The sequence below is a fragment of the Actinophytocola algeriensis genome, assembly GCF_014203735.1.
GTDB classification, from domain to species: Bacteria; Actinomycetota; Actinomycetes; order Mycobacteriales; family Pseudonocardiaceae; genus Actinophytocola; species Actinophytocola algeriensis.
In genome coordinates, this window is the sequence record NZ_JACHJQ010000010.1 from 218762 (window position 1) to 245283 (window position 26522).

Here is a 26522-nt window from a genome sequence, read left to right on the forward strand (position 1 = left end):
GAGACTACCTGGCAGAATTTTGTTGCACAAGGCTGATTCTGCCACTGGCCATGCCGCCGACCCGTGCTGACCCGACAAGGAAGGGCCGGTGACACCCGCACGGGGTGCCACCGGCCCTGTGCACTCAGCCGAGCTGGTACGCGCGGAGAACCGTCTGCGTCAGGCGGTTCCCGTCCGAGTCGGACGCGGTGGACCGCAACGAGACGTGGCCGTTCGCCGGGTGCCGCACGGACACCGCCCACCTCCTGCCGTCCCGGCGGACGTCCGCCGGCCGCCAGGTCTTCCCGTCGTCGTAGGACACGTCGACCTTCAGCGACGTGATCTTCGCCGGGCCGTCCTGACGCTCCACGTAGGCCGGGAACGAGAAGCGGCGGTTCCCGGGCGCCTGGTTGCGCACGTCGACCGCCGGATCGAAGCGAGTGGTCAGCATCGGCAGCGCCTTGCCCTCACCGGCCGCCGAGGAACGGAAGGACCACTCCGCGGTGACCACTGTGGACAGTGTCCAGGTCGCGTTGTGCTGCCGCGCGTCGGCCACCACCCGGTAGGACGAGTCCGCGTCCGGCACCGGGTACTCGGAGAAGTCGGTCACCGGGACCGTGCCGAGCGCCACGTCGTCCCGGTACACGGTGACCGATCCGCTGGCGTCGCTGAACGTGTCGACCATCCTCGGCCTGCCCGCCGCGTCGCCGTACATCGGCAGCTTGACGTTGATCCGGCCGTCGTTGCGCCACGACCAGGGGTGCGGGTCCTCGGGCACGAAGTTCTTCGTCGTGCCGCGCAGCGACGGGCCGACCACCGCCTTGTTCCAGGCGATCCTGGCAGGCGGCCGGTTCGCTTCGAGCGTCACGGTCTCGTCCGCGACATACGGGCCGGTGGTCGCGCTCAGCTCCCACTCGGTCGGGGTGAAGTACTCCACCCGCTCTCGCCCGCCCGCCGTCCGCGCGAACCACCCGGTGCCGACGTAGCGCCCGAACAGCTTGCCGAAGGCGACGAACCCGGCGGAGTTCGGCGCGTTGTCGTGGTAGGCCGCGCGCATGGTGGCCAGGTCCGCGGTCCTCGGCCGGTAGACGACCGGCGCGGTGACCTGCCGCTCGACGCCGTGGATCAGCTCGTAGCGCAGGTCGGTGGTCTCCCTGCTGGCGTACTCGACCGTGGTCTCTCCCTCCTTGACCAGGTCGGTGAGCCGGTCCACGGTGCCACTGCCGTCACCGTAGAAGGTCGGCACCGGCTCACCCTCGATCGGGTCACCAGGGGGCAGCGGGGTGGCCCCCTCGTCGATGAACCGGAACATGGCGAGCTTGCCGCCCGCCTTCGCGATGTTCACGCCGCGCCGCAGCCACTCCTCCCGGCCGACGTACGGGTCGAACTCGACGACCACGAGCTTGCCGGTGGCGTCGATCCCGGCGAGATCCTCCGGCGTGCCCGAGCCGCCGTAGACGGCGGTGAGCGTGGTTTCCTCGGCGGGCGGCAGGCTGAACAGCGCCTGGAGATTGACGTCGAACTCCTGCCCGTCGTCGGCCACCATCTCCAGACCCGGTTCCGTGGCCCGGCGGGCGACGCCGAGCGCGTAGGCGTCCGACGCCGTGCCCGGCAGCGTCGCCGCGTACAGCGGCTGGAACCGCGCGTCGGCATCGGTGACGAACGCGAACCGGCAGTCACATTCCGCGACCTGGGACATGGCGTACATCGCGTGCGTCCCGCCACGGGCCTCCGGGTTGTCCGGCTCGGCGATGACCGGCTGGCCGATCCGGGCGTCGAACACCTGGGTGACGTCCCGGTCCAGGTTCAGCTCGGGATGGCTGATCGTCGTGTACGACGACTCCTGGCCGGGCGCCGAGGTGGTGACCGCGGCGTGCACGGCGTACCGGCCGCGGGGCAGTGTGATCGTCTGGCCCGAGGCGGCGGAGTTGATGTCGCCGGACTCCAGGTCGATGACGAACGCCGACGAGCTGAACTCGTCCACCGGCTCGGCGCCGGTGCGGTCCAGCAGGGTCGGCGTGAACGAGAACCGCTGTTCCTGCTGGTACACCGAAATCGCCGTGCGCGTCCGCACGTCGCCCGCGCTGGCGACGAGCACACCGGAGTAGGTGCCCGTCCGGCCCTCCTGGCCGGTGACGACGACCTCGACCGGCGCACTGCCGCCCGCCGGGACCGTCACGCTGTCCTGTGTCAGCGCGACCAGCCCGGCCGGGGCCGCCGCCCCCTTCTCGTCCACCAGCTCGGCGCTCAGTGCCAGGGTGACCGGTGCGCCGCCCGTGTTGGTCCAGGTGACCGTCCTGCGCTCCACCGTCCCGGCGTTCGGCCACGGCAGGTATGCCGACACCGCGGCGGTGGCGACGACCGGGGTCGCGGTCGCCCCCGCCACGTCCAGCCTGCCCGCGCCGACCTCGAACACCCCCGCGGACACGTCGTGCGCGCTGCTGACCAGCGCCGACTTCAGCATGGGCGCGGTCCAGTCCGGGTGCTGCTGGGCCAGGATCGCCGCGGCACCGGCCACGTGCGGAGTCGCCATCGAGGTGCCGTCGAGTCGCTGGTAGCCGTCGCCGACCGGCTCGCCGAGCGGCGGCACGCCAGCGGGCCGGGCCGCGACGATGCTCCCGCCCGGTGCGCTGATCTCCGGCTTGGCCGCGCCGTCCCCGCGTCGCGGGCCGCGGCTGGAGAAGTCGCTCGGCTCGTCCTGCTTGGACACGCTGCCGACGGTGAGCGCGTCGTCCGCGGCTGCCGGGGAACCCACGGTCCGGTCCGCGCCGTAGTTGCCCGCGGCGATCACGAACAGCGTCCCGTACTCGCGGCTGAGCGCGTTCACCGCGAGCGACATCGGGTCCTGGCCATCGGTCGGGTCGCTGCCCAGGCTCATGTTGACGACCTTCGCGCCGGACTCGGCGGCCGCCCAGCGCATCCCGGCGAGCACGCCGTCGTCGGTGCCCCAGCCGCTGTCGTCGAGCACCTTGCCGACCGCGAGGCTGACGCCGGGCGCCACACCGCGGTACTTGCCGCCCGAGGCGGCGCCGGTCCCGGTGACGATCGACGCGATGTGCGTGCCGTGCCCGTGCCCGTCCTCGACCCCGCCTGTCCCGGTGAAGTCCTTGCTGACCACGGTCTTGCCCGCCAGGTCCGGGTGGTCGGTGTCGATCCCGGTGTCCAGCACCGCGACCCGCACCCCGGCCCCGGTCAGTCCGCGTTCCCACGCGGTCGGCGCGCCGACCTGCGGCACGCTCTGGTCCAGGGTGGCCCGGACCCGCTTGTTCAGCCAGACCTTGCGCACTCCGGTGGCACTGCGGGCGGTGGGCCGCGTCAGTGCGCCGTAGAGGTTTTGCGCACTGTCCTTGTCCTGGTCCAGCGCGGTCAGGTTGAACTCGGGCAGCGCCCGGCGGACCGTCGCACCGGCCGGCACCGCGGCCCTGGCGCGCGCTCCGGCGTCGGCGTACTCGACCAGCAGCGGCACCGCCGCGGTGTGGGCGTCGTCGTAGCGCTGCCGGATCAACCCGGTGACGTTGAACAGTTCGCGGTCCAGCACGCCGGCGCCGACCAGCAGTGCGGCGTCGCCGGGAACGACGTACCGGTCGCCGTCGTGCCAGTAGTCCTGGAACGGCACCGAGTGGGCGCGCGGCGCGGGTTCGATCCGCAGCGGTGCCGCCGGGTCACTCCCCCACAGCTGCACCCGGTCGCCGCTGACCAGCGTGACCGAAACCGGTTCGCCCCGGTCGTCCGCGGCCATCGGTTGAGCCACCGCCCCCGGCCCCGTGCTCGCGACCACACTCGCGGCCAGCGCGGCCGCCAATACGGCCACCGCCCCGCCGCGCCACCATCTCCGTCGGCCCACCACTTCTCCTCCAGGTCGGGAAATCCCTTACCTTCGTGAAGACTCCGCGGCGCCGATCCACGTTGCCCCCAGGTGGCAACTGGCATCACCGGTTGGTCCTGCCACGCCGTACTCACCGTGACCTAACGTGCCTGACATGGTGCGACGAGGCGGAATCATCGCCGGACTGGTCGTGGTGCTGTCCGGGCTGGTGGCGGTGCCCGCGTCGGCGGCCACCCCCGCCTTCGTCGTCGCGAACGGGGTGACACAGCCGATCCACGCGTTCGCCGACGCGGTGCGGGAGACCGTGTGGGTGGACATCGGGCTGGACCTGGACGGCGACGGGGTCGGCGACCGGGTGGCCACCGACCTCATCCGGCCAGCCACCACCGAGCCGGTGCCGGTGATCATCGACGCCAGCCCGTACTACACGACGTCCGGGCGCGGCAACGAAAGCGAGCGCAAGTCCTACGACTCCGCCGGTCTGCCGCTCAAGTTCCCGCTGTTCTACGACAACTACTTCGTGCCGCGCGGCTACGCGGTCGCGCTGGTCGACTTCAGCGGGTCGTCCCGGTCCACCGGCTGCATGGACACCGGCGGGCGGTCCGAAGTGGCCTCCGGCAAGGCGGTGGTGGACTGGCTGAACGGCAGGGCGACCGGCTACTCGGCGGCGTCGGGCGGCTCGCCGGTGACCGCGAGCTGGTCCACCGGCGCGGCCGCGATGATCGGCAAGTCGTGGGACGGCAGCATCACGCAGGGCGTGGCGGCCACCGGGGTGGACGGGCTGCGCCCGATCGCCGCGATCAGCTCCTGGTACGACTGGTTCCGGTCCGACGGCGTGTCGTTCCGGAGTTTCGGCACGCCCACCAGCCTGGCGTCGGGCTTCGAGAACGCCAACGCACGGTCGCGGTGCGCAGCCGTGCGGTCGGAGATGACCGCGGGCGCCCCTGGCAACGGCGACTACACCGCGATGTGGCAGCAGCGGGACTACGTGCGGAACGCCGCGAACGTGCGGGCCGCGGTGTTCTCCGTCAACGGGCGGGCCGACCTGAACGTCAAGGCGGTGAACTGGGGCCAGTGGCTGGACGCGGTGCCGGCCTCGGTGCCGCGCAAGCTGTGGCTGTCGCAGACCGGGCACATCGACCCGTTCGACTTCCGGCGTGCCACCTGGGTCGCCACACTGCACCGCTGGTTCGACCGGTGGCTCCTGGACGTGCCGAACGGGATCGAGAACGAGCCGAAGGTGTCGGTCGAGCGTGCGGTGGACCAGTGGAGCGACACCGCCGACTGGCCGCCGGCCGGTACGCGGTCGCGGACGCTGTACCCGGTGGCTGGTTCTGTCGCCGGGGTGGGCACGCTGCGGACCACGCCCGGTACGTCGACCTCGTCGTTCACCGACAACGGGTCCGGCACCCCGTCGCGTTACATCGCCTCGCCCGGCGCGACGTCGGCCCGGCGGGTCGTCTACAGCACCGGCACGCTGGCGACGGATCTGCGGGTGGCCGGGGTTTCCCGTGTCACGGTCGCCGCCACCCCGTCGACGTCGACCGCGCACCTGTCCGCCTACCTGGTGGACTACGGTCCGGCGACGGCCCGCGGCAGCTCCGGTGAGGGCATCCGGACGCTGGCCACCGAGTCGTGCTGGGGCGAGAACCGTCCCGGCGACGACGCCTGCTACCGCGACACGGTGGCCACGACGGCCGCCGTCGACGCCCAGGTCATCGCCCGCGGCTGGGCCGACCTCGCCAACTACGCCTCACTGAGCACGCCACGCACACTCACCCCTGGCACGAGGTACACCATGACCTTCCGACTGTCCACAACGGACTGGACAGTGCCCGCGGGGCACCGGCTGGCACTGGTGATCGCCGGGAACGACAGCAGCATGACCACGACCCCGGGTCAGCTTCCCCGCGTGACGATCGGGTTGGCGGAGACGTCGGTGCGGATCCCGCTGCTGGGCACCGTGCCGGCCGCGCGGTCGGGCCCGGCCCCCGAGGTCGTCCGGATCCAGCCGGACCCCGTGCCGGGCCGCCTGGACGGCTGACCGGCATCCCCGGTTCGCGGTGTCGGCTCCCGACTCGTCGAGAACCGCACGACGCGATGTGCGGAGCGCTCCTCGGCGGCACCGCGACCGAGGAGAATGTACGGGTTTTGTACGGGCCTGTCCGACGGTGTGCGGTATGACAGATCGTCTGGCTCGTCGCGGGTTCCTCACCGTGGTCCCGGCCGCCGCGGCCGCCGTCGTGCTGGTGCCTCGGGTGGCGGCCGCCAGTGCCGGCACCGCGGACATGGAACTGGTGGTCCTGGCCGCCCAGTGTGATCCGGTGAAGACCGGCACCGGGCTCACGCCGGGCGCCGGGCCGAGTGTGCTGCTGGTCGAGCAGGCGCTGGTGGACGAGGGGCTGCTCGCCGCGCAGTACGTGGACGGGCACTTCGGCACCGTGACCCGCACCGCGTACGGGCGGTGGCAGGAGTCGCTGGGCTACGAGGGCGCGGCGGCGAACGGCTTCCCGGGGCGGGCGTCGCTCACGGCGCTCGCGCAGGGCCGGTTCACGCTCACCCGCACGCTCACGCCCGGTTCCCGCACGACGTTCCAGGGCTTCCCGTTCAACACGCGCACGGTCGCGATGCTGCGGGAGGCGCAGCGGCTGGCCGGGGTGTCGCTGGTGGTCGAGCAGGGCTCGTACTCGCCGGGCAACGACCCCACCTCGGCAGGCACGCACGACGGCGGCGGCGCGGTCGACCTCGACGCCGAGGCGCTGACCGCGGCGCAGCGGACCGCGGTGGTGACCGCGTTGCGGCGGGTCGGGTTCGCCGCGTGGCTGCGCAGGCCCGATCAGGGCGACTGGCCGCTGCACATCCACGGCATAGCCGTGAACGACACCGACCTGTCCACTCCCGCGCAGAAACAGGTCGGCCAGTACTACCTGGGGCGCAACGGACTGGCGAACAACGGCCAGGACGACGGGCCACAGGTGACCAAGGTGACGTGGGAGCAGTACCTCCGCGCCGCCTGATCGCTCGGAAACCCCTGCACCAGTGAGGAATCGCATGCCCAGACTGAGAACATGGACGCGGACATTGGTGGCCACCGCGGTGGCGGCGCTCGCCGCCGCGGGTGTCACCGCGCTCACGGCGACCCCGGCGAGCGCCGCGGCACGGGACGGCGTCTGCGAGAGCGGCGAGTTCTGCTACTACTACAACAGCGACCACGCGGGGTCGATCTCCGACTTCACCGGGTCCGTAGCCGACTACGGCACCACCCAGCCCACCTGTTACGACTTCAAGGGTGCGGGCGCCGGTCAGGGCCAGTGCATCAAGAACAACGCCGCGTCGGTGTGGAACCGCACCGGCGGCACGGTCCGGGTGTACTACAACTCCGGCTACGGCGGCTACTACCAGAACTTCGGCTCCGGCGCGAAGAGCAACCTGAACTCGACGCTGAAGAACAACAACGCCTCCCACCAGTTCAACCCGGGCACGACCGGCCGCTTCTGGCTGCCGTTCCCCTGCGGTGAGACCTGGGAGGCGAGCACCCGCAGCGGCCACAGCCCGGCCAACGCCGTCGACTTCAACCACTACCCCGAGGACAACGGCTGGAAGGTCTACTCCTCCGCGCCCGGCAGGGTGTCGAGGGTCGCGAACCTGGGCGACACGTCCTACGGCCGCTACATCGTGATCGACCACGCGGGCGGCTGGCAGACCCTCTACGCGCACCTCAGCTCGCAGGACGTGTCGGTCGGCCAGTCCGTGACGGAGAAGACGATGATCGGCCGCGTCGGCAACACCGGCGGCTCCACCGGCCCGCACCTGCACTACGAGCAGAAGCTCAGCGGCTCCGCGCAACGGGTGACGTTCCGGGACGGCAACCCCGTCTACTGGGGCTCGCGCAACCTCGCGCGCAGCACCAACTGCCCCTGACCGGGTGAGCCACGCGTCGGTGCCCTGGCCGCGGTTCGGCCAGGGCACCGGCGCGTGGTCAGGTCATGCCGGGGTCTCGGGATCGCCGGGTGTCTCGGGTGCGTCCGGTGCCGGCATGTGCCGGATGCTGTCGCTCCCCTTGTGGTCGTGCGCGCGGGAGTACCTGGTGTCCAGCACCCGCTCCAGCTTCTGCGCCGCGCCGGTGTACGCCTCGTCCACCGTGGTCGCGTGGTGGGTGACCGCGACCGGCTGCTTGCCGGCTGGCCGGGCCTCGATCACACAGCGCTTGTCCTCCGGCCTGCCCGCGCCGTCCTCGCTGAGGTGCACCTCCACCCGGGTCAACCACCCGTCGAACCGGGCCAGGACGGTCGCCAGTTCGGCGCTCACATGGGTGGCCAGCCGTTCGCCACCGTGGATGTTGTGGTCGGTGTTGACCTGGATCTGCACGAGCACCCTCCCGGGGAAACCGGACATGATCATCTTCGTTACCACCGAAGCTACCCGCCCAAACCCGGTCCGGACATCACTTCGGTGGTTTGTCAGCGGCCTGCCAGTGCGCGTACCAGCCTGGACCAGGCGTCGCGGTCGTCCCTGATGGTCCGGCTGATCTCCACGTGTGCGAACGGGGTGCCCTGCCTCGCCGCGTCGCGGCCCTGTTCGTTGGTCCTGCCCTCCAGGCGCCCGCAGTCGCGCTGCCAGGACCGGCACACGCGGAAACCGGCGTCGAGCCGGGTCGCGATCCGGCGCACGAAGTCGCCGTCGTCGCCTGCTCCCGGGGAGATCACGACGTCGGTGTCCGGGAGGTTGTCGTCGTGGAAGCCGTGCAGCTGGATCTGCGGCAGGTCTCGCCCGGCGAGGTCCCTGGCCACCGCGTGGAACATCGAGTCGGTGCGGTGGGCCACGTCGCCCGCCTCGTCGTCGGCCCGGCGGTGGGTGCCCGCCACCAACAGGATCGACCCCGGGACCGCCCGGTACAGCGCCAGCCCGATCTCCTCGGTGTGCAGGTCGGAGTTGGGGTGCGGGACCTCGATCACCAGCTTGACCGGCGCCGACCGGTCGACCAGGTACCAGCCCCACCCGCGCTCGTCCGCCGGGTTGACCAGGAGGCCGAACGGGCGGCCGGTCTTCTCGTCGGTGCCGGTGCTCGCCGTGAAGCCCAGGTCCTCGGCCGCCAGTGGCGGCTTCCCCGCCTCCAGCGCCCGCAGACCCGAGAGCAGCTGACGTCGTTCGTCGCGGCGCGGTGGGCGGTAGGGCGCGTCGTCGTCGAGGCCCTCGGCGAACCGGCGGACCTCCTCGGCGAGGTCGGTGGACGGGGCCGGGCGGTCGCCGTCCGGCCCGTCGGCGGTCGTGACCGCGACGAATGTGACCGCGACGAACGTGCCCGCGACGAGCACCGCCCCGATGGCGAGCCACAGGACCGGTCGGCGGCGGAGTCCCCTCATCGGCGCGGAGTGTAGACGGACCAGAACGCTTCCGGGCTGGCGTACGTGTAGATCACCATGGGAGTCCGCACCAGGCGACCGCGTCGCCCCCAGCCGGGGCACACGTTGACCGACCAGCTACCGGAAAGCGGCTTCCCCTCCGGGATCGGCACCCCCGCCACGACCGTGCTCGTCCTGTTGCTGCTGCACGCGGGGCTGTGCGCGGTGCTGCTCGGCGGCCGTGAGTCCGGCACCGTGCCCGCCGCCATCGCCGAGTCACAGGCGCAGCTCGTGCGGGGTGCCGGTGCCGCGGTCGGCGCCGCCGCCAGCCAGGGCATCGCCGACCTCCGCGCCGCGACGGCCGTGCCGGCGGCGACGCCGGAGGACCTGGTGGCGCGGCTGCTGCAGAACGGGAAGTGGCGCGGCGCGGCGGTGCTGGACGCCGGTTCCCGGGCCCTCGTCGCGTCGCGCGGTGAGCCGGTCGCCGTCCAGTCGCTCCCCCGGTCGGTGACCGGCACGACCGTCACCCCGGTCGTCGGCGCCGACGGCGCGTTGCGGGTGGTCGTGGCCCAGGCGCTGCCCGGCGCCAGGCTGCTCGTCGCCGCGCGCGGCAGCAGGCTCCCCGACGCCGCACTCGGCGGCGACCTGCGGGAGACGCTGCTGCTCACCGCGAGCACCGGTCAGGTGATCGACTCCCGCGGCGCACCGCTGGACCCCGACGTCGGCAGGCTGGTCGAACTGGCCAGTGCCGCCGCCGCTGCCGGTGAGAAGGGCAACCTCACCGGCAGCACGGTCGCCGGGCGGCAGCCGACCGTCGTGTACACCCCCGTGTCGTCCGCCCAGGTGGACGGGGTGCTCGGCCTGGCCGTGGTGTCGGTGGTGCGCGCCCCGGTCACCGACTCGGGGCCGGGCGGGAACGGCGTCATCCCGGCCGTCGCGCTCGCTGCCGTGGCGCTGTCCGGGTTCCTGGTCGTGCGGCGGGTGCTGGTCGGCCCGGTCCGGCGGTTGCGGGCCGACGCGCTCGCGATCGCGGGCGGGCGGCTCATGACGACCCGCATCAGGCGGTCGAGGACCCGGGAGGTGGACCGGATCGCCGCCGCGTTCGAGCACTGCCGCGCGGAGCTGGGTGGCGGCACTCCGGAACGGCCGGGCAGCCGTCGGCGCAGGGGCCCGGCCACCTGGTTCGCCATCGGCCTCACCTCCGCCGCGGTGCTCGGCTGGTCGGCCACCGTGCTGGTGACCGCGGGCAGCCGGGACGTCGTCGTGCCCGACGCGGTGGTGAGCAGTGCGGGCAACCAGACGACGGCGGCGACCGACGCGCTGCGGCGCAGCCTCAACGACGGGCTCGCCGACCTGACGTCGTTCGCCGCGCTCACCGGCGGCGACGTCCGGTCCGGTCTCGACGAGCTGATCGCCGGACAGTCCCGGTACCGCAGCGTGTACGTGGCGGACCGGTCCGGCGGCGCGGGCTCGGTGGTGGGCCGCCCACCGCTGCGCACCGCGGAGCCGTTGCCCGCCGAACCCGGTCTTCTCCTGCGGCAGGGCACCGCTCCCGTGCCCGTGCTGTTCGCCCACGCACCGTTGCCGGACGGCCAGGCACTGGTCGGCGAGTTCGACCTGGACCACATCGCCAGACTGCTCGGTCGCGCGCCGGGCTCGGTCCGGCTGGTCGACGACGACCTGCGCACGATCGCCGCCACCGACGGCTTCGTCGCCTTCGCCGAGCTCGGTGCGGAGCTGCGGGACAGCGCCACCGACGCCGGAAAGGACGGCCCGGTCGCCAGGACGCAGGAGGGCACGGACGGACAGGCCGTCGTCGTGGCCGCCCCGCTGCGCGGTGGGGCGAGCGGGCAGCTGGGGTGGACGGTCGTCGCGGAGCAGCCGGTCGTCGACCTCGCGTTGCCCGGCAACGAACAGCGGCGCGACGCCATGGTGGCCGCGCTGGTCGCCGCCCTCCTCGCGGTGCTGCTGTTCGGCTGGCAGTACCTGCTGCTGCTCCGGCCACTGCGCCGGGTGGCCGAGGCGGCCGACGAGATCGTCGCGGGCCGCTACTCCTCGGTGACCTACCCCCAGCACCAGGACCAGATCGGCACGATCGCCTCGTGCCTGGAGATCTGCAGGCAGGCGCTGACCGACGGGGTGCGCAGGCTCGGCGGCGCGCGCAGGCCGAGCGGCGCGGCGACCGACGCGACCGAGCTGATCGCCGCGGTGCCCTCGGCACCGCGCACCAGACCGCGGCCGTCTCCCGCGCCCCGGGGCCGCTGATGGTGTTCCTGTACTGCGTGCTGCTCGCCGGGTCCGCGCTGCTGCTGTTCGGCGGGGTCGTCGAACAACGCAGGCACCACGCCAACCTGAACCGGATCCCACACCGGATCATGATCAACGGGATTCGCGGCAAGAGTTCGATCACCCGGCTGTGCGCGGGCGCGCTGCGTGGCGGCGGACTCGTCACCGTCGCGAAGACCACCGGCACCGCGGCCCGGTTCATCCACCCGGACGCGAGCGAGGAACCGGTCTACCGCAAGTTCGGGATCGCCAACGTGATCGAACAGGTCGGCATCGTCCGGCGGGCCTCGGCGTACCGGCCGGACGCGCTGGTGATCGAGTGCATGGCGGTCATGCCGGACCTGCAGGCGATCAGCCAGGACAAGCTGATCCGCTCCAACATCGGCGTGCTGTGCAACGTCCGGGAGGACCACCTGGCCGAGATGGGCCCGACACTCGACGACGTCGCGCGGTCCCTGTCCAGGACGATGCCGGCCGGCGGGGTCTGCGTGACCGCGGAGCGGGAACGGTTGCCACTGCTCAGGCGCGAGGCCGCGCGCCGCGACTGCAGGCTGCTGGTCGTGCGGCCCGACTCGATCACCGACGAGGAGATGGCCGGGTTCAGCTGGATCACGTTCAAGGAGAACGTCGCGATCGCACTCACCGTCGCCGAACTGCTCGGCGTCAACCGGCAGTCGGCGCTGACCGGCATGTGGTCCGCGCCGCCCGACCCCGGCGTGCTCGAGGTCAAGCGGTACCTGGTGGACGGCAAGCTGATCCGCGTCGCCAACGTGTTCGCGGCGAACGACCCCCAGTCCACGCTGATGAACATCCAGCGCCTGCTCACCTCGGGAGCCATCCGGCGGCCACTGCACCTCGTCATCAACTGCCGCCCGGACCGCATGGAGCGCAACGGACAGATGGGCGCGCTCGTCACCGACATCAAACCGGAGCGGACCGTGCTGATCGGCACCCCGACCCGCAGCGCGCGGGTGACCATCCCGCAGAAGTGGCACGACACGATCGTCGACCTCGGCGGCACGCGGGACGCGACCGAGCTCGTCGACGAGATCGTGGACGGCATCGACGAACAGGCCTCCCTCATCGCGATCGGCAACATCCACGGCCAGGGCGAGCTGCTGCTGGCGGAACTCGAGACGCTGCCCGCCGCCCCCGCGGCCGCCACCGCCTCCGTGCCCCTCCCGGCCGCTCCGGAGGGCACAGTCGCTCCGGAGGAAGCGCGGGAGCCGCGCCCCAGGCCCACTCCGTACCCGAGGTCGGAGGGCGCGGCCGAGACACAGCCCCTGCCCCGGATCCGGGACCGGCTCTGGCAGCGGCCGTGAGCACCTACGGCCTGCTGCCCGAGGTGGCGACCCTCGGTCTGGCCATCGGCCTGCTGTTCTCGCTGATGTGCTACCTGACCACCAACCTGTCCCCCGGCGGGATGATCACCCCGGGCTGGGTGGCGCTGACCCTCGTCGAGGACTACCGGCGGGCGGCGATCGTGGTGTTCATGACCGCGCTCACCTTCGGTGCGACCAAGCTGCTGCAACGCGCGGTGATCCTGTACGGAAAGCGGCTGTTCGCCGCGGTGGTGCTCACCGGCGTGCTGTTCCAGAGCACGCTGTTCCTGTTGATCCAGCGGGACTTCCCGTTGCTGTTCGCGCACCAGACGCTCGGCTTCGTCGTGCCGGGGCTGATCGCCTACCAGCTCGTGCGGCAGCCGCCGGTGTCGACGTTGCTCGCCACCGGCACGGTCAGTTTCGCCAGCTACGGGGTGCTGGCCAGCGGGGTGCTCGTCGGGCTCGTGCCCGCCGTGTGAACCGACTCGTGCGCGCGGACGTGCTCAGGGCATGGCGCACAGGGTTCTGCGGACATGTGTGGTGCTCGCGGTGATCGGGCTGAGCGGATTCGGCGTCGTGCAGTTCGCCCGTCAGCAGACGGACGGCGACGCCGGGCCGGCGTCGTCGTCGGCGACCGCGCTCGCGATCCAGGCGGGCGGTGACGCGGCCGCGCCCGGGGCGGGCCCGCGCTTCGACCGGCTGGCGAACCCCGGGCGGACGGTGGTGCGGGACCAGGCGGGCGCGGTGCTCGCCACGTTCACCGACGGCGCCAGGACCGTCGCGCTGACCGGGCCGTCCCGGACGCTCGCCGAGCCGCGGTTCACCGACGCGACGATCACCACGACCACGTGGGTCCGGCTGGCCCCGGTGGTGTGGACGGCCGGTGCCGAGAAGGCCGCGTGGTTCGGCCAGTGGTTCGAGGCGGCGCGGAAGGACACGAGCCCCGACGTGCTGGGGGTCGCGATGCAGTACGCCGACGGCGCCGAGGACGTGCGGGACGACGACGGTCTGGTGCTGCACGGCGACGCGATCTTCGGTCCGGTGGAACCAGCGGGCTACGCACGCCTCGAACAGTCCGACTTCCTCGACTACCTCGGCATCTCCTACGCGTTCCCGGACATCAGCAAGGAGCCCAAGCCGGACCACTGGGGTGCCCTGGACTGTTCCGGCTTCGTGCGGATGGTCTACGGCTACCGGCTCGGCTATCCGATGCTCGGCACGAACGACCCGGGCCCCGGCCTGCCGCGGCGCGCGTACGCCATCGCCGAGAACGGGCCGGGCGTCGCACTGATCCCCGACAAGGGCGCCCGGGTCACCACCTACGACGCGCTGCAGCCCGGTGATCTGGTGTTCTTCGAGGTGGAGGGCGGCGAGGACGAGCTCGACCACGTCGGCATCTTCGTCGGCATCGACTCGGACGGCCACTACCGGTTCATGTCGAGCCGGGAACGGGCGAACGGCCCGACGTTCGGCGACCTCGGCGGCACGTCACTGCTCGACGACGGCGGCATGTACTCGCGGGGCTGGCGCGCCGCGCGGCGCATCTGACCCTCGAAGCCGCCGCGCTCTACGCGGCCTCGGCCCCGCGCACGTCCTGTTGTGCCAGGCTCCGCAGTTCGGCGGTGCACATCATGAAACCGTCCGCGGGCAGCGCCCGCACGTAGTGGTCCATGTCGGCGAGCAGCGAGTACACGTGCACCGGCGTGCCCGCCTGGCGCGCGGAGCCGACCGCCTGCCCCAGTCCGGCCAGGACGGCCGGGTGCCGCGTCTGGTAGGCGCCTGCGACCAGGTGGTTGCCGCGGTCCGCGGCGAGGTAGAACTGCACGAGGTCCTTGGTGCCGACGAACAGCTCGCTCGCGCCGGCCGCGCAGAACTCCGGCACGGAATGCACGGCGGCGGGGGTCTCGACGAACACCGCGAGCGGCAGGTCGTCGGCGAGGTCGAGGTGCAGGCGCAGCCGCAGGTACTCGTAGTGGTCGTTGATGAACGGCACCGCGAAGCCGATCTTCTCCGCGTCGGGTCCGAGGCGGTCCGCGACGTGGTCGCGGAGCGCGGCGAACGCACGCGGGTAGCCGCGTTCCTTCAACAACGCCCGCGCGCCGTGCAGGCCGAGGTCGGGGTTGTTCTCCCGGCGCACCGTCACCCTGGTCGTGATCCGCTCCGCGTCGTCGGACCGGAGGTCGAGCAGCCGCATGACGAGGCGCTGACCGGGCAGCAGCTCCTTGACGATGCCGCACAGCTCCGCCCCGATGGCGGCCCCGTACCGGTCGGCCTCGAGCGACCCCGACCGCAGCGCGTCGAGCGGGCTCAGGCCCGCGGACAGGCACACGAACTCCTCGCGCACGAAGAAGCTCGTCACCTGCTCGACCCGGGGAGCCAGCGCGTTCGTCGTCTCGACGTCGGTCGCGTCGGCGATGACCACGCAGATCGACCCGAGGTCGGCCGGGGTGACGGCGGAGGACCGGCGGGACCGCGCCGGCAGGTCCACGTCACCGAGGACGACCGACTCACGGTCCGTGCGGACCGTGACCTGGCCGGTGAGCCCGGCGAGCTCGCGCCGGTCGACCCGCAGCACGGGGATTCCCCGCGACCGGCACAGCGACTCCATGTGACCGGTGCGGCCCCCGTCGCCGCAGATTACGGCGGCCGACGCGACGATGGTGTCGTAGAGGTCCGGGCCGAGCGCCTCGACGACCAGGATCGATCCCGCGACGGGCCGCCTGGTGTGGTTGCAGACCCCGCGAACGCTCGTCGTCCGCCCGTCGACCAGCAGGACCCCGAGGAGTTCGCGAACGCTCACGATCTTCAGGCTCGCAGCCGCCCGGCACGCCACGCATCTCCCCGCATGCGAGGGGACCGGCTCAGTCGACGGACTCCATGCGGTTCTCCAGACCGAGCAGGATCCGGAGGTCCCGGGGCGTGACGGACATGTCCTTCAGCTTCGCGGCGGCGACCTCCGTGATCGCGAGCCGCACCGCCCGGTCCGTCGTGGTCGTGCCGTGCCGGGTCGTGATGGCCTGGATCGTCCGCAGGCTGTCCTCGAGGCGCGAGGTGAGCGCCTGGCGGTGGTCGCGGCGCCGCGCGGTCATCCTGCGGACCTCGATCATCGTCGAGTACGAGACCGCCTCGGTGAGCTCCGGGGCGTCGGTCAACGTGGCGGCGGCGCTGTCGTAACACGACTCGAGCCGGCACAGCACCGAGGTCGCCACCTCCACCGAGTGGTTCTTGATCGCGGCGAGGTTGAACGTGAACGCACCCGTGCGGCCGTTCTTGACGATCTCGTCGCCCTCACGCGGACTGCCCACGACCGAGACCGGGCCGGACGGCAGTCCCGCCGAGTCGACCAGGTTGCCGCAGCCGTCGACCTCGACACCCCGTCCGGTGCGCCGGTGCGCACAGGCGACGCCCTTGCGCAGCAGGTTCGCCCAGAGCGGGGAGGCGACGCGTTCGTAGTTCGACTCCCGGCCGAAGTTCGAGATCACGAGATCCGCTTCGATGTCGTGCGGCACGGCCCCCGAGATCGACAGGACCAGCGTGCCCGCCTCGGTGCCGTGGATCCCGTCGACCTTTCCCGCGGTGACCGTGACCGGCCCGCCGCCGGTCATGGCGGCCTCGACCAGCTCGGTCGTGTACGCCATGACGCCGACCCGCTTGATGGCCAGCAGGCTGCCGTACCGGTCGAGCAGCGCCCGCAGGTCGGCGGACGGAATGCCGGACAGGATTTCGGGGACGTACGGCTCCCACGCCTTGGCGACGTGTTCCGACACCACCGACGCCGGTATTTCCGGGTGCTCGCGCCGCACCCACCGGCAGGCCCGTTCCCATTCGGCCCTGACCCGCCGGACGAAATCCGCCGTGCCGTCGTAGGTGCCTGCGCCGAGGCGCGGTGGCGGCAATTCGACGACGCGGTGCCGGTGGTCGACGGGATAGGTCCGCAGCGTCAGCCCGGAACCGGAGATCATGTGGATCTTTCCGGTGTGGCCGTGCCGCAACAACAGCGCCGCGGAATCGTACGCGCTGAGCAACGTGCCGACGATCGCCACGACCGCGTCGAGCCGGAGACCGAGGATTCTTTCGATTCCCGCCGCCGAATACGGGTGCCGCACGAATGCGGGGTGATCCATGACCGCGGCCGCGAACGACGGGTATTTCCGTTCGAGTCCGGTCGCGAGCACGACGTGGTCGGCCCGGACCGTCCTCGTCCCCGTGTCGGCCGTCCGGATGACGACATCGGCGTGCTCACCACGCACATCGAGGTCGACCGCCTCGCCGTCCACCTCGACCAGGGTCACGCCGTCCATGGCTTCCCGCGCCGCCTGGGCCAGCCGGTCGGAGAGGTAGTCGGGATAGATGCGCCGCGGCGCGGGCCCGGATTCGGTGAAGGTGAAATCGCGCCACTCCGGCGGCCAGCCGTTCCGGTCGGCCTCGTGGTTGGCCCACGTCACGAAGTCGTCGACGTCTTCCCGGAACGCCGACATCCGCCCGGCCTGAATGTTGAAGACGTGCTGCCAGTGGTTGCTCTCCCGGTGGTACGCGACGCCGGCCTGCCGGTATTCGGCGCGCCGCTCGAGCACAACGATCTCCACCGGCTCGCGGGCGAACTGGAGAAGGCGAACAGCGGTGGCGGTACCCGCGAGCCCTGCTCCGACGATGAGAACTCTGCGCCGCTCCACCTTGTTTTCTCGTCCTTTCCAGCGGCCGACACCGGAAATATTACCGCGAAAACACACCATTCCGGCATTTCATGGCGACTCCGTGACCCGGGCGCCGGTCCGTTGGCGGACGATCTTGGTCCACGTCCGGCGCCCGCGACCACTTCCTGGTTGCTCTTCGCGAGCCGCGGGCAGGGCTCGCCGCGCCGGCGCGCGCGAGTACCGGTCCGCCAGCCCTGCTGCTGGTGCTGTGTCCACTTGCGTTGGCCGGGGTGGGGTCGTGGTTTGTCCTTGCCGGACGGGTTTTGCCTCCGGCGGCTCCTCGCCGGAGGGGCAGGTCTCTGGGATGGCCGTGCGGTTTGGCATCTTCGGTGGCTTGGCGAGGGTCGGTCTGCCTGGGGTGTGGTGTGGGCTTGCGCCCCCGGCGCCTGCGCACACTGACGACGTCCCGTTGTGCTGTGAAAGGCGCTTTCGCGGCACACCAGCCCACCCGGCACGGCGATCACCGTCGGCTTGGTCGGACCCACCGGAGGACCCGGCAGACGTCGGTTGACACAGCGCTAGCATGAAACTAGAACCTGTTCCAGCTCCTTGGGGGCGTGTGCGTCGTGGCAGAACCGACCCATCAGGACACCTTGCGCGAACTGCGCACCGACAGTGGCGTCCTGCGCTATCACGAAGCAGGTGACGGACCACCGCTCCTGCTGCTGCACGGCTCAGGGCCGGGCGTCACCGGCTGGCGCAACTACCACGGCAACCTCGCGGCGTTCGCGCGGCGGTTTCGGTGTCTCGTACTCGAACTGCCCGGGTTCGGCGTCAGCGACCCGACCGACGACCACCCGCTGGTCGCCGCGCCGAAGGCGGTTCGCCGGTTCCTGGACGGGCTCGGGCTCGACGGGGTGGACGTCATCGGGAACTCGATGGGCGGGATCGTCGCGGCGAACCTCGCGATCCGGGACTCCGGGATGTTCCGCCGCATCGTCACCATCGGCGGGCTGGGGACCAACATCGTCAGCCCGGCACCCGGCGAGGGCGTCAACCTGCTGGCGGAGTTCGCCGACGAGCCGACCCGCGAGCGCCTGGTCCGCTGGCTGCACTCGATGGTGTACGACCGTGCCCTGGTCACCGAGGAGATGATCGAGGAGCGGTGGTCGCACGCCACGGAACCCAGGACGCTGGAGACCACCCGCCGGATGTACGGCCGGGCGGCGATGACCGCCGCCACGGCCGCGGCGGCCGCGTCCGACCGCCCTCCGTACTGGGCTCTGCTGCACAAGATCACGGCACCCACGCTCGTCACCTGGGGCCGTGACGACCGCGTGAGTCCCGTGGACATGGCCCTGCTGCCCATGCGGACCATCCCCAACGCCGAGGTGCACATCTTCCCCAAGTGCGGGCACTGGGTCATGGTCGAGCAGAAGGCGGCGTGGGAGAGCGCCGTGCTCACGTTCCTCACGCGGCCGGACTGAGCGCCGGGCCCGTCACGTCTCGAGCTGGTGTCTCGCCTGTGCGTCGGAGAGCGTGCGGAAGCCGCCGTCGTAGGTGCGGAGGATGGCCGCACGCGTCAGTTCCGCCTTGTTCCCCACCCCGAGCTTCGCCCGGATGCGCCTGATGTAGGTGTCCACCGTGTACCGGCTGATGCCGAGGCGCATGGCGATCTGGCCGTGGGTGAGACCGCTGGCGATCTGCTGCAGCACCTGTTCCTCCCGACTGGACAGCAGGCCCGGCTCGTCCTGTTGTGGTCTCGCCTCACCGGCTTCACCACGCCGTACGCCGACGAGGCGGCCCGCCGCGACCTCCCGGACGGCGGTCACGAGTGCGTCGGCCGGGTCCTGCTTGCTGACCACACCTCCGGCACCGGCCCGCAGGTAGGTGGCGGCCACGTCGTCGCTGGGCGGGACACCGACGACGACCAGGGTCGCGCCGGGCAGTCCACTGAGGTGGGCGGCCAGCCCCACCGGCACGGACATCGTGTCCACCATGTACACGTCCACCTGTCCGGCCCACGCGCCGTGCCCGGCAGGCGACGTGCGCGCACCGACGACCCTGATACCCCCATCGGACAACGTCTGTGTCAGCCCCCTCAAAAACACCGGACTGCTGTCGAGAATGTCAACACTGATCACGTCACTCCTCGCTCTGAACCGCCCTCGAGCTCACCAGTCACCGATTCGATCCCCGGCACTGGGTTCCAGTTCCCCATTACATCCGTTCTCGACCCAGCAGTACGCCGGGGAGCGCACATCCTGTGCACTCCCCTGAGCCCGCTCGTGATCCGGATGCGCATCTGACGACCGTAAGCGGCGGCACTTACATTCTGCTTTCGTTCTCGGCCCGTAGAAGACGGTCGAAAATGGACTCATCGGTATGAAAGGGACATCGCGGTCCACCTGTCAGGCCGCCGCCTCGTCCCCGCCCATCGAGCGGGCGTACTCGCGCAGAAGGGGGTGCAGGCGGTAGCGACCGACCTTGTCCTGGATCAGCAGGTGCACGTCGAGCAGCTCTTCCAGCACTCGCTCCGCGCTCTCGGGGTTCATGCCGAGCAAGGTGGCCGCCCTGGTGACGTTGTACTCGGGGTCCGGGTGGGTGCCCAGCAGCCGGAACGAACGCTGCTGTTCGACGGTGAGCCGGTCGTAGGAGGCCGCGAACACGTTCGCCACGCTGAGATCACCGAGGGACAGCTCGGCGAGCTGCCTGCCCGCGCCGCCCAGCCGGTCCACCAGGTGCCGCACGGTCCACGCGGGCCGGTTGCGGAAGCGGGACGCGGCGATCCGGACGGCCAGTGGCAGGTGCCCGCACAGCTCGGCCACGTCCACCACCCCGCGCGGCTCCGGCGCGGTCCGCTCCCAGCCCGCCACCCGGCGGAACAACGCGGTGGCGTCGCCGGGCGACATCGGCTGGAGCGAATGCGACGACACGCCCTCCAGCGCGCACAGCCTGCGTCTGCCGGTGACGAGGACGCCGATGTCCGGTCCGGTCGGCATGAGGGCCCTGACCTGCGCGGTGTCCTCCGCGTTGTCGAGCACCAGCAGCAACCGCCTGCCCGCCACCTGCGACCGCCACCTGGCGATGCGATCGGGCAGGGTGGCGGGTACCTGGTCGGCAGGCACGCCGAGGCTGCGCAGCAGGAAGTCGAGCGCGGCGGCCGGATCCAGCGGGCGCCTGCCGAGCGTGTGCCCCTGGAGGTCGATGAACAGCTGGCCGTCGGGGTACCTGTCCGCCAGCAGGTAGGCGACCCGTACCGCGAGCGCCGTCTTCCCGACCCCGGCCATCCCGTCGATGGCGGTGACCACGGTCGCGGACTCGGTCGGCGCGCCGGCGGCGGCCAGGAGCCGGGCGATGTCCTCGTCCCGGCCGGTGAAGTCGGCGATGTCGTAGGGCAGCAGGCACGGCCGTGGTGGCGTGGCCACCGAGACGGTGCCGGCGGGGACGTCCTCGGTGGCGGTGTCCTTCTCGACGGGCGCCGGCACCTCGAACAGCACCCGAGCGGGCGGCACGGCCGGGCCGTCCCCCCGCAGCGAAGCATCACCACGCAGGATGCGCTGCTGCAGCTCGCGCATGCCCGGCCCCGGTTCGAGCCCGAGCTCCTCCGCCAGCAACAGGCGGGTCCGCTCGTACACCTCCAGTGCCTCGGACTGCCTGCCCGACCTGGCCAGGGCGAGTATCAGCTGGGCGCGGAGCCCCTCCCGCAACGGGTGCTCGGCGATCAGCTCGGTGAGCTCCGGGATCAGGCTGGCCGCCTCGCCCTCCTCGAGCCTGGACTCCACCGCCAGCTCCTGCGCGGCGAGGCGCTGCTCGTCGAGGCGGTGCGCCGCCGCCTCCAGCAGCCTGCCGGACAGTCCCGCCAGGGCAGGACCACGCCACAGGCGCAGCGCGTCGGGCACCGTGCGGCTGACCGAACCCCAGTCACCGTTGGCGGCGGCCCTGCGGGCGGCCGTGAGCGCGCGGGTGAAGCGGTGGACGTCCACCTGCTCCGGCGCCACCTGCACCCGGTAGCCCGGTCCATCGGAGACCACGAGCGCCCTGGCGCTGCCGAGCGACACCCGCAAGCGCGCGATCGCGTTGTGGACCTGCCTGCGGGCGGTCCCCGGCGGGTCCTCCCACAGCAGGTCCACGAGCCGTTCGGTGGTGACCACGGCGTTGACGTTGAGCAACAGCGTGGCCAGCACCTTCTTCTGCCTGCAGCCGCCGAGCTGCAGCCGATGACCGCCTACCCACACCTCGAACGCACCGAGAAGCCGGAACTCCGCTAACGCAGGCACCTCGGTCAACGGCGTCCCCCTACCGCCGCAGCGGTGGAATCCTGCTCTCGACCCGCCATCGCCACGTACATGACCACCCCCGTCGATCCCTGTACACCCATCATCTGGAGCGGGGATGGACCGCGCATGTCGCCAATACTCGCGACACGGCAACCCTTGCGGTTTACGACATTCGGGGGATCGCCTGCTACGGGGTTCGCGCGCCCTGCGGACGGAGGCCGGTCCAGTTCCTCTCGACGTAGGCGAGGCAGCCGTCGCGGGTGTCGGTGCCGTGCACGACCTCCCAGCCGGAGGGGACCGGGAGGTCGCCGGGCCACAGCGAGTGCCGTGCCTCGTCGTTGCGCACCACGAGGAACACGCCGTCGGGATCGTCGAACGGGTTCGCGTGGTCCGGGGCACTCATGAGCCGAGCCGCCGCACGACCCGGCCCCGCGCACCGCGTTCCGGCACCTGGACCACGTGGCGCATCACCGGCTTCTCGTCCTGCATCCGGTCCGGTCGAAGGTCGACGTTCCTGAGCACCGTGCGCAGGATGACGTCCATCTCCGTCTCCGCGAACAGGGCGCCGAGGCAGCGGTGCGCGCCACCGCCGAACGGGAGGAACGCGCGTGAGGGTGGGTCGGGCTCCAGCCAGCGCTCCGGCCGGAACGCGGCGGCGTCCGCACCCCAGGTCGCCCGATCGGTGTGGGCCGCCGCTATCGATGGCCACACGAACGTGCCTGCAGGGAGGGTGTACCCGCCCAGCTCGGTCGGTGCGGACAGGCGGCGCCCGAGGTTGTAGCTGAGCTGCCGCAGGCGCAGGGTCTCCTTGATCACCGCCGTCCGGTACTCGTCCCGGGGGTCGTCGAGGCCTTCCCTCGTCCTGGCGAGCGCCGCCGGGTGCCTGAGCAGGCGCTCGAACATCCACGACGCCGCCACCGCGGTCGTCTCGTGGCCGCCGAGGAGCAGCGTGAGCAGCTCGACCCGGACGAGCTCGTCGTCGGGGCTGCCGTCGAGGAGCATCGCCAGCACGTCGGGGCGCTCGGCCCGGCCCGGGTCTCGACGAGCCCTGGCGATCTCCTCGAACAGCAGGTCGTCGGCGAGCTGCATGCCCGCGATCGCCTTGCGCCACGGCCCGAACCCGGTCAGCCGCGGCCAGATCCACATCAGCAGGTCGAGCGTCCGGACGTCGAGGACCCGGCCGAGAGCCGCGGAGAGGTCGGCCACCCGGCCAGGCTCCTCGACGCCCATGACCACCCGGATGATCACCTTGAGGGTGAGCCGGCGCATGCACTCCACGAGCGTGAACGTGCTGCCCACCGGCCAGCTCGCCACCTCGTCCTCGGCCAGCCGCTCCATGGTCGACACGACGGCCGCGATGCGCTTGCCGTGGAAGGGCGGCACCATCCGCTTGCGCTCGACCCGGTGCGCCGCGCCGTCGAGCGCGAGCACGGACCCACGGCCGACGAGTGGCTCGAACAGCAGGTTGTTCTCGCCGATCGGGAACATCTCCGGCGAGCCGAGTGCCGCCGTTCGCACGTCCTCCGGCCTGCACACGATCACGATCCGGCCGATGGGCGCGACCCGCAGCGTGAACGTGTCGCCGTACTGCTGCTGCATCTTGGGCCAGTAGGTGTTCCTGGCCGCCCACGTGCGCAGGGACTGGACCGCGATCGGTGCGCGAGGACCCGGCGGGAACTGTTCACCTGGCCCCGGCTCGGGATGGTTGATCTCCGGGCGCCAGCCGTAGAACCGGTCGCGGGCGGGCCTGCGCCGGTACGTCGGCAGTTGGTCGGTCATCGCTGTCCCTCCGTCGTGGAGCCGGTCACTTCCAGCCCGGGAAGTACGGGTCGACGCGGAAACTGGGCACGGGCTCGGCGTGCTCCGGGTCGAGGGCGTTGAGGACGTGCAGCCACGCGCGCTCGTTGTAGATGATGCTGGCGTGCTCGGAGAGGTCCTCCGGGCAGCCGTCCTGCAGGAGGATGTTCGTCACGTTGGGACCGTCGAGGAACGCCTTCTTGAACGGCGTCACGATCTGGTCGTGCTCGGTCATGATCACGGTGTAGGTCGGGCCGGGGCGGGTGTCGCCCTTGCCGTAGATCAGGTCGATCGTCGCGGAGTCCGCTGCGCCCTGGTCGCAGAGCGGGAAGAGCTTGCGGGCCATCAGGTGGTACATGCGCGGGGCGACGTTGCGGTACACGTAGGTGAGGGTGCTGAACGAGACGCCGTGGTTGGACGGCGCGATGGAGATCGCCTTGTCGATGTTCGGATATCCCTCGAGGACGTTCAGGTAGTACTGCATGAGCAGTCCCCCGCCGCCGGAGTGCCCGACGAGGTCGATCTTGTCGACGCCGAACCGCCGCTTGAGCCGCTCGACCTCCGCCGCGAGCTGCTCGGCGCTGTGGCGCAGGTCGGCGCTGCCGTGGAACGGGACGTTGAACCGGCCTGCCCACTTCGGCTTGCCCCAGTTCATGGTGAACACGCAGTACCCGTGGTTGCGCAGGAACGGTGCGCCGGCCTGGAAGTTGAACGACTGGTTGGACATGAAGGCGTGCAGCAGCAGCACCGGCCGGGGGTGTTCCTCGGTCGGCGTGACCGTCGGGTCGTTGGCGCCGGGCGGCGGCTTGCCAGGGGTCAGGTACCGCTTCACGCCCGCGCGCATGTCCCACGGCACCGGCAGCTTGCCCGGTCCAGTGGCCCGGCTCGAACGCCGCACCTGTCCGGTCGTGGTACTGGTCGCGCTGGTGGTCATCGCGTGATCTCCTTGTCGGCACTGGGATATCTCGTCGGCGGCTCCGGCTCGGCCGGAAGTTCCGCTCTCATCGGGGCGAGGTTCTGCTTGCGCACGGCGGACGCCGGGGCGTACCTGATGACGAGGTCGCGCAGGCCCACCGCGACCGGGTGCGCGAGCTGTTCGGTCCGGCTCAGGCGCCGGGAGGCCGACACCAGCCACCGGGTGCGTTCGCGGCGCGCGTGCTCGTAGCGGCGCAGACCCGCGACGACCCCGTCCGGGTGGCCGTTCGCGTGCGCGAGGTGGTGCGCGAGCGCGTACCCGTCCTCGATCGCGGACCCGGCGCCCTGGCTCAGGCTCGTGAGCATCGGGTGGGCCGCGTCGCCGACCAGCGTCACCGGTCCGTCGCCCCAGCGGTCGGTGAAGTCCCGGTCCTGGGCCGGCACACTCACGATGCCGGTCTCTGGCGTCCTGGCGATCACCTCGCCGACCTCGCTCGCCCAGCCCGCGTAGTACCGGCGTACGTCGTCCTTGGTGCCCGCCCACCGGCGTGCTTGCCCGACGGGGAAGTTCTTCGTTCCCCACCAGTAGACGTCCCCGCCGCCGATGTCGATCAGGCCGAACCGTTGTCCCCGGCCCCAGTAGTGGGCGGCGCCGCCGGGCGGCAGCGCGGGGTGTTCGAACGCGGTGGTCGCGATCCAGCAGACGTAGCCGTACTCGTTGACGGGCTCCGGACCGACCACCCGTGCCCGGACCGCGGACCGGATGCCGTCGGCGCCGACCAGCAGGTCCCCGGTCGCCGTCCGGCCGTCCGCGCAGACGACCGACACGCCACCGCCGGCCCGCTCGTACCCGACGACCTCCGCGCCGTGGTGGATCGGCGTGTCCCCCGCCTCGTCCCGCAACAGGGTGACCAGGTCGGCACGGCGCACGTTGACGACCGGCGACCCGAGTTCGGCGGCGATCGAGGAGATCGGCAGCTCCCGCATCAGCCTGCCGCGCGCGGTGTGGAGGGTGAACCGTTCGCAGACGCGTCCCACCCCCGCCGAAGGGAGGTCGATGCCCAGCGCGGCAAGCACCTTCGTCGCGTTGCACGCGATCCCCAGCCCGCCACCCGAGGTCCGCGCCTCCGGCGCCGCCTCGAACACCTCGACGTCGATGCCCCGTGCCCGCAACGCGATCGCGGTGGTGAGGCCGCCCACCCCGGCACCGGCGACCAGCGCCTTCACGGCGTCTGCTCCGCACGGCCGGCCGCGGGGGCCACGGCCGCGAACTGCCTGCGCACCACTGCGTCCAGCACCCGGTCCGGCAGCAGGCGCGACGCGATGGCGGCGGCCCACGCGTCCGGTCCGACGTGGTAACGGGTCCTGGGGCGGCGGGCGGTCATGGCGTGGATGACCGCGGCCGCCACGTTCTCCGGCCGCGTCCTGCTCGTCCGCGCGCGGTCCTCGTTCATCGCCACGAACGCCTCGAAGCGGTCCCGGTAGGATTCGGCCACGTCGTCGGGCGCGGCGTTCAGCACCCGGCGGGCGCCCGTCGCGACCTTGGCCCAGATCGGGGTCATGATGGCGCCGGGTTCGATGACCGAGACGCTCACCGCGAGCGGCGCGAGCTCCCTGCGCAGTGCGTCCGACACGCCCTCCTTGGCGAACTGCGACGCGGCGTAGGCGCCGAGGAACGGCGCGGCGACCCGGCCGATACCGGAACTGATGTTGACGATCCGTCCCGCGGGGATCGCCGGGGGCACCACGGCCGTCCGCATCCGCAGCAGCGGGAGCAGCTCCTGGGTCAGCGCGACCGTCCCGATGAGGTTCACCTCGAGCTCGGCCCGCAGGTCCTCGACCGGGAGGCACTCCAGCGGCGCCGACACGCAGACGCCTGCGTTGTTCACCAGGCCGTGCAGGCCTGCCCCGTCCGTCTGCTCGCGCAGCAGCTTGCCGGCCGCCGCGATCGAGCCGCTGTCCGTGACGTCGAGGATGACGGGGCGGATCAGCGGGTTCGTCCCCGCGAGCCGCTCCGCGTTCTCCTCCGAGCGGACTCCGGTGTAGACGGTGTACCCGGCGTTGGCGAGCCCGATCGCCGTCGCCTCCCCCAGCCCCGACGACGCGCCGGTGACGAGGACCGCGTGCCGATTGTTCTCCAT

20 protein-coding genes are annotated in these 26522 nt (G+C 71.8%); 8 read left to right on the top strand and 12 right to left on the bottom strand.

Annotation, left to right across the window (positions count from 1 at the left end; translation table 11 throughout):
- Positions 1-124: 124 nt before the first annotated feature.
- A complete protein-coding gene (locus FHR82_RS38710; protein WP_184815619.1) occupies positions 125-3823 on the bottom strand; it encodes a S8 family peptidase in 3699 nt (1232 codons plus the stop codon).
- A gap of 136 nt (positions 3824-3959) precedes the next feature.
- Here FHR82_RS38710 and FHR82_RS38715 point away from each other — a divergent pair, with 136 nt between their 5' ends.
- The 3 genes from FHR82_RS38715 (at position 3960) to FHR82_RS38725 (ending at position 7726) form a co-directional block, all read left to right on the top strand.
- Positions 3960-5849 carry a CocE/NonD family hydrolase gene (locus FHR82_RS38715; RefSeq protein WP_221464829.1) on the top strand — a complete coding sequence of 630 codons (1890 nt, stop codon included), beginning with the start codon at positions 3960-3962 and terminating at the stop codon, positions 5847-5849.
- A 136-nt stretch (positions 5850-5985) separates the two neighbouring features.
- The gene (locus FHR82_RS38720) at positions 5986-6822 is read left to right on the top strand and encodes a peptidoglycan-binding protein (RefSeq protein WP_184815620.1); all 837 of its coding nucleotides are present in this window, start codon (positions 5986-5988) and stop codon (positions 6820-6822) included.
- Positions 6823-6856: 34 nt separating this feature from the next.
- Positions 6857-7726 carry a peptidoglycan DD-metalloendopeptidase family protein gene (locus tag FHR82_RS38725; protein WP_184815621.1) on the top strand — a complete coding sequence of 290 codons (870 nt, stop codon included), beginning with the start codon at positions 6857-6859 and terminating at the stop codon, positions 7724-7726.
- Between the two features lie 63 nt (positions 7727-7789).
- On the opposite strand, the gene FHR82_RS38730 is transcribed toward FHR82_RS38725, so the two are convergent.
- A complete protein-coding gene (locus tag FHR82_RS38730) occupies positions 7790-8200 on the bottom strand; it encodes an HPF/RaiA family ribosome-associated protein (protein WP_221464830.1) in 411 nt (136 codons plus the stop codon).
- Positions 8201-8265: 65 nt separating this feature from the next.
- A complete protein-coding gene (locus FHR82_RS38735; protein WP_184815622.1) occupies positions 8266-9168 on the bottom strand; it encodes a hypothetical protein in 903 nt (300 codons plus the stop codon).
- Between the two features lie 57 nt (positions 9169-9225).
- On the opposite strand from FHR82_RS38735, the gene FHR82_RS38740 reads away from it, so the two are divergent.
- Genes FHR82_RS38740 through FHR82_RS38755 form a run of 4 tightly spaced genes read left to right on the top strand, consistent with a single transcriptional unit; the run spans position 9226 to position 14303 of the window.
- Positions 9226-11412 (top strand): HAMP domain-containing protein, encoded by a 2187-nt coding sequence (locus FHR82_RS38740; protein WP_184815623.1) that lies wholly within the window; start codon positions 9226-9228, stop codon positions 11410-11412.
- Positions 11412-12755, top strand: coding sequence for a poly-gamma-glutamate synthase PgsB (gene pgsB, locus FHR82_RS38745; protein ID WP_184815624.1), 1344 nt, complete (start codon positions 11412-11414; stop codon positions 12753-12755). Before FHR82_RS38740 ends, pgsB begins: the two co-directional genes overlap by 1 nt.
- Positions 12752-13234, top strand: coding sequence for a poly-gamma-glutamate biosynthesis protein PgsC/CapC (locus FHR82_RS38750; protein WP_184815625.1), 483 nt, complete (start codon positions 12752-12754; stop codon positions 13232-13234). Before pgsB ends, FHR82_RS38750 begins: the two co-directional genes overlap by 4 nt.
- Positions 13235-13265: 31 nt before the next feature.
- Entirely contained in the window at positions 13266-14303 is a 1038-nt protein-coding gene (locus FHR82_RS38755) for an NlpC/P60 family protein (protein ID WP_184815626.1), read from the top strand.
- 19 nt (positions 14304-14322) lie between these two features.
- Here the strand turns inward: FHR82_RS38755 and FHR82_RS38760 are convergent, their stop codons facing one another.
- Positions 14323-15555, bottom strand: coding sequence for a putative PEP-binding protein (locus FHR82_RS38760; RefSeq protein ID WP_184815627.1), 1233 nt, complete (start codon positions 15553-15555; stop codon positions 14323-14325).
- A 61-nt stretch (positions 15556-15616) separates the two neighbouring features.
- Entirely contained in the window at positions 15617-17488 is a 1872-nt protein-coding gene (locus tag FHR82_RS38765) for an FAD/NAD(P)-binding protein (RefSeq protein WP_184815628.1), read from the bottom strand.
- Between the two features lie 527 nt (positions 17489-18015).
- On the opposite strand from FHR82_RS38765, the gene FHR82_RS38770 reads away from it, so the two are divergent.
- The gene (locus FHR82_RS38770; RefSeq protein ID WP_184815629.1) at positions 18016-18876 is read left to right on the top strand and encodes an alpha/beta fold hydrolase; all 861 of its coding nucleotides are present in this window, start codon (positions 18016-18018) and stop codon (positions 18874-18876) included.
- 12 nt (positions 18877-18888) lie between these two features.
- Here the strand turns inward: FHR82_RS38770 and FHR82_RS38775 are convergent, their stop codons facing one another.
- The 7 genes from FHR82_RS38775 to FHR82_RS38805 form a co-directional block, all read right to left on the bottom strand.
- A complete protein-coding gene (locus FHR82_RS38775) occupies positions 18889-19473 on the bottom strand; it encodes a response regulator transcription factor (protein ID WP_184815630.1) in 585 nt (194 codons plus the stop codon).
- 327 nt (positions 19474-19800) lie between these two features.
- Complete coding sequence (locus tag FHR82_RS38780) at positions 19801-21669, bottom strand: AfsR/SARP family transcriptional regulator (protein ID WP_184815631.1); 1869 nt, start codon at positions 21667-21669, stop codon at positions 19801-19803.
- A gap of 187 nt (positions 21670-21856) precedes the next feature.
- Positions 21857-22072, bottom strand: coding sequence for an MbtH family protein (locus tag FHR82_RS38785; RefSeq protein WP_184815632.1), 216 nt, complete (start codon positions 22070-22072; stop codon positions 21857-21859).
- A complete protein-coding gene (locus tag FHR82_RS38790; RefSeq protein ID WP_184815633.1) occupies positions 22069-23448 on the bottom strand; it encodes a cytochrome P450 in 1380 nt (459 codons plus the stop codon). The genes FHR82_RS38785 and FHR82_RS38790 overlap by 4 nt, the downstream gene beginning before the upstream one ends.
- Positions 23449-23473: 25 nt before the next feature.
- Complete coding sequence (locus tag FHR82_RS38795) at positions 23474-24400, bottom strand: esterase/lipase family protein (RefSeq protein ID WP_184815634.1); 927 nt, start codon at positions 24398-24400, stop codon at positions 23474-23476.
- The gene (locus FHR82_RS38800) at positions 24397-25608 is read right to left on the bottom strand and encodes an FAD-dependent monooxygenase (RefSeq protein WP_184815635.1); all 1212 of its coding nucleotides are present in this window, start codon (positions 25606-25608) and stop codon (positions 24397-24399) included. Before FHR82_RS38800 ends, FHR82_RS38795 begins: the two co-directional genes overlap by 4 nt.
- Positions 25605-26522, bottom strand: a complete 918-nt coding sequence (locus FHR82_RS38805; RefSeq protein WP_184815636.1) for an SDR family oxidoreductase — start codon at positions 26520-26522, stop codon at positions 25605-25607. Before FHR82_RS38805 ends, FHR82_RS38800 begins: the two co-directional genes overlap by 4 nt.